Source organism: Burkholderia sp. Se-20373 (assembly GCF_017104705.1).
Taxonomy (GTDB): Bacteria; Pseudomonadota; Gammaproteobacteria; order Burkholderiales; family Burkholderiaceae; genus Burkholderia.
The window spans coordinates 1-292 of sequence record NZ_JAAGPH010000404.1; the positions used below are offsets into that span (position 1 = coordinate 1).

1 pseudogene is annotated in these 292 nt (G+C 75.0%); it reads right to left on the bottom strand.

What is annotated here, in order from left to right:
- A pseudogene (locus G3N96_RS39635) lies at positions 1-292 on the bottom strand (hypothetical protein); the annotation flags it as partial.

Here is a 292-nt window from a genome sequence, read left to right on the forward strand (position 1 = left end):
GCCCGGCGACGCCGGTCGTCGTGTCGACCTTCTCCGGCGGCGCGCCATGCGCGGCGATATGGTCGGCGAACGGCGCAAAACGCGCGAGCATCGGCGCGGCGAGCGGATCGGCGCGGTCGAGCATGCCCACGGCACCCGCCGAGAAGCCGCCGTGGCCGTCGTTCGGCCCGGCGACGCCGGTCGTCGTGTCGACCTTCTCCGGCGGCGCGCCATGCGCGGCGATATGGTCGGCGAACGGCGCAAAACGCGCGAGCATCGGCGCGGCGAGCGGATCGGCGCGGTCGAGCATGCC